The organism is Nocardioides alkalitolerans DSM 16699 (genome assembly GCF_000426525.1).
GTDB lineage: Bacteria > Actinomycetota > Actinomycetes > Propionibacteriales > Nocardioidaceae > Nocardioides > Nocardioides alkalitolerans.
On record NZ_AUFN01000005.1, the window covers coordinates 1 to 3,846 of the forward strand.

Below are 3,846 nucleotides of genomic sequence, written 5' to 3' on the forward strand. Positions count from 1 at the left end.
AGAGGTGTTTCGGATGGTTAGCATCACCAGATTCGTCATGGGCGCTACTTCGCCGGTACGGGAATATCAACCCGTTGTCCATCGACTACGCCTGTCGGCCTCGCCTTAGGTCCCGACTTACCCAGGGCAGATTAGCTTGACCCTGGAACCCTTGATCATTCGGCGGCAATGTTTCTCACATTGCATTCGCTACTCATGCCTGCATTCTCACTCGTGTGGCGTCCACCGCTGGATCACTCCGCGGCTTCACCCCCCACACGACGCTCCCCTACCCATCCACACACCTGAACCAACCTCAAGGGCGGCTTAGCTAACGTATGAATGCCATAGCTTCGGCGGATGACTTGAGCCCCGCTACATTGTCGGCGCGGAATCACTTGACCAGTGAGCTATTACGCACTCTTTCAAGGGTGGCTGCTTCCAAGCCAACCTCCTGGTTGTCACTGCGACTCCACATCCTTTTCCACTTAGTCACCGCTTAGGGGCCTTAGCTGATGGTCTGGGCTGTTTCCCTCTCGACAATGGAGCTTATCCCCCACTGTCTCACTGCCACGCTCTCACTTACCGGCATTCGGAGTTTGGTTAACGTCAGTAACCTGGTCGGGCCCATCGGCTATCCAGTGCTCTACCTCCGGCAAGAAACACGTGACGCTGCACCTAAATGCATTTCGGGGAGAACCAGCTATCACGGAGTTTGATTGGCCTTTCACCCCTATCCACAGGTCATCCCCTCCATTTTCAACTGAAGTGGGTTCGGTCCTCCACGCGGTCTTACCCGCGCTTCAACCTGCCCATGGATAGATCACTCCGCTTCGGGTCTTGATCGTGCTACTCAGACGCCCTATTCGGACTCGCTTTCGCTACGGCTACCCCTCACGGGTTAACCTCGCAACACAACGCAAACTCGCAGGCTCATTCTTCAAAAGGCACGCCATCACCCCGGAACAAGTCCTAAGGCTTTGACGGATTGTAGGCACACGGTTTCAGGTACTATTTCACTCCCCGCCAGGGGTACTTTTCATCTTTCCCTCACGGTACTTGTCCGCTATCGGTCATCAAGTAGTATTTAGGCTTAACGGGTGGTCCCGCCAGATTCACACGGAATTTCAGGAGTTCCGTGTTACTTGGGAATGTGCTCACACAGCCGAGTGCTTACGTCTACGGGGCTATCACCCTCTACGGCCCCACTTTCCAATGGGCTTCGACTTCACACGCGGTTTCTTACTGTGCACCCAGCCGGCAGACTGAATAAAAACACACCCCACAACCCCACATGCGCAACCCCTGCCGGGTATCACACGCACGCGGTTTAGCCTCATCCGGTTTCGCTCGCCACTACTCCCGGAATCACTTTTGTTTTCTCTTCCTGTGGGTACTGAGATGTTTCACTTCCCCACGTTCCCTCCACACGACCTATATATTCAGTCGCGGGTAACTGGACATGACTCCAGCTGGGTTTCCCCATTCGGACACCCCAGGATCAACGCTCGGTTGCCAACTCCCCTGGGCTTATCGCAGGCTCCAACGTCCTTCATCGGCTCTTGATGCCAAGACATCCACCATGTGCCCTTAATAGCTTGCCAAACAAACCACAACACAACAAAAAACTCGAAACAAAACTACCAAGCACTAATAAAAGATGCTCGCGTCCACTGTCCAGTTCTCAAACAACACACCCACCAACAACCCCCACCCCCACAACAGCAGGAACAGGAACCAAAGGAGGCACCAAGGTCACACACACAACAAACATGTGTGATCCCTCAGGACCCAACAGTGCGTCACACAAGACAACCACCAACCACCAACCATCCACGTTCCACACCCGATACCCCCACCACACCCACACCCCCACCCCGAAGAGCAGGAGAGCGACTGTCATGGAGCAGGCCGTACTAGCCACGGACGGCAACCAGCAAGCTGTCTCTTCATCGACGATTCCACAGAAGCATCGGCACCACCGACACACGAACGGTGTCGCAATGGCACCAACCACCCACACACAAAGGCGCAGGCAGCACTTTGATGACTCCTTAGAAAGGAGGTGATCCAGCCGCACCTTCCGGTACGGCTACCTTGTTACGACTTCGTCCCAATCGCCAGCCCCACCTTCGACGGCTCCCTCCCACAAGGGGTTAGGCCACCGGCTTCGGGTGTTGCCGACTTTCGTGACGTGACGGGCGGTGTGTACAAGGCCCGGGAACGTATTCACCGCAGCGTTGCTGATCTGCGATTACTAGCGACTCCGACTTCATGGGGTCGAGTTGCAGACCCCAATCCGAACTGAGACCGGCTTTTTGGGATTCGCTCCCCCTCACGGGATCGCAGCCCTTTGTACCGGCCATTGTAGCATGCGTGAAGCCCTGGACATAAGGGGCATGATGACTTGACGTCATCCCCACCTTCCTCCGAGTTGACCCCGGCAGTCTCTTATGAGTCCCCACCATTACGTGCTGGCAACATAAGACGAGGGTTGCGCTCGTTGCGGGACTTAACCCAACATCTCACGACACGAGCTGACGACAGCCATGCACCACCTGTACACCGACTAAAAGGGGCTCTATCTCTAGAGCTTTCCGGCGTATGTCAAACCCAGGTAAGGTTCTTCGCGTTGCATCGAATTAATCCGCATGCTCCGCCGCTTGTGCGGGCCCCCGTCAATTCCTTTGAGTTTTAGCCTTGCGGCCGTACTCCCCAGGCGGGGCGCTTAATGCGTTAGCTGCGGCACGGAACCCGTGGAATGGATCCCACACCTAGCGCCCAACGTTTACGGTGTGGACTACCAGGGTATCTAATCCTGTTCGCTCCCCACACTTTCGCTCCTCAGCGTCAGGTAATGCCCAGAGAACCGCCTTCGCCACCGGTGTTCCTCCTGATATCTGCGCATTTCACCGCTACACCAGGAATTCCATTCTCCCCTGCATACCTCTAGTCTGCCCGTATCGGAAGCAAGCCATGAGTTAAGCTCATGGTTTTCACTCCCGACGCGACAAACCGCCTACGAGCCCTTTACGCCCAATAATTCCGGACAACGCTCGGACCCTACGTATTACCGCGGCTGCTGGCACGTAGTTGGCCGGTCCTTCTTCTCTCACTACCGTCACTTGCGCTTCGTCATGAGCGAAAGAGGTTTACAACCCGAAGGCCGTCATCCCTCACGCGGCGTTGCTGGATCAGGCTTTCGCCCATTGTCCAATATTCCCCACTGCTGCCTCCCGTAGGAGTCTGGGCCGTGTCTCAGTCCCAGTGTGGCCGGTCACCCTCTCAGGCCGGCTACCCGTCGAAGCCTTGGTGAGCCACTACCTCACCAACAAGCTGATAGGCCGCGAGCACATCCCTCACCGCTAAACACTTTCCACCCCACCACATGCGTGGAAGGGTCATATCAGGTATTAGCCACAGTTTCCCGTGGTTATCCCTGAGTGAAGGGCAGATTACTCACGTGTTACTCACCCGTTCGCCGCTCGTGTACCCCGAAGGGCCTTACCGCTCGACTTGCATGTGTTAAGCACGCCGCCAGCGTTCGTCCTGAGCCAGGATCAAACTCTCCATCGAAAACAACACCCACCCAGCACCAAAGCACCAAGCAAGCATCAACAATAAGAGCCAAAATCCCAGACAGAAACAAACCCCGACAATTGCTAGAATCATCGAGAATCATCTCTACCAAAGAAACATCAAAACAAACCTCACAACCACCCACACCCAAAGGCATGAGCCGCTGATCAACAAGTCCCGACGAGGCAAAAACAAAACAAACTAATTCGTCGACTTATATGACACACTGTTGAGTTCTCAAGAATCACACGCGCACCGCTTAACCGCATCCCTGCGGCCCCTCGGGGC

The 3,846-nt window shown here is 55.4% G+C and carries 2 rRNA genes; both read right to left on the bottom strand.

From position 1 onward, the window contains the following. A 23S ribosomal RNA gene (locus K329_RS0100685) occupies positions 1–1,583 on the bottom strand; the annotation flags it as partial. A gap of 454 nt (positions 1,584–2,037) precedes the next feature. Next, a 16S ribosomal RNA gene (locus tag K329_RS0100690) occupies positions 2,038–3,555 on the bottom strand. Positions 3,556–3,846 lie beyond the last annotated feature (291 nt).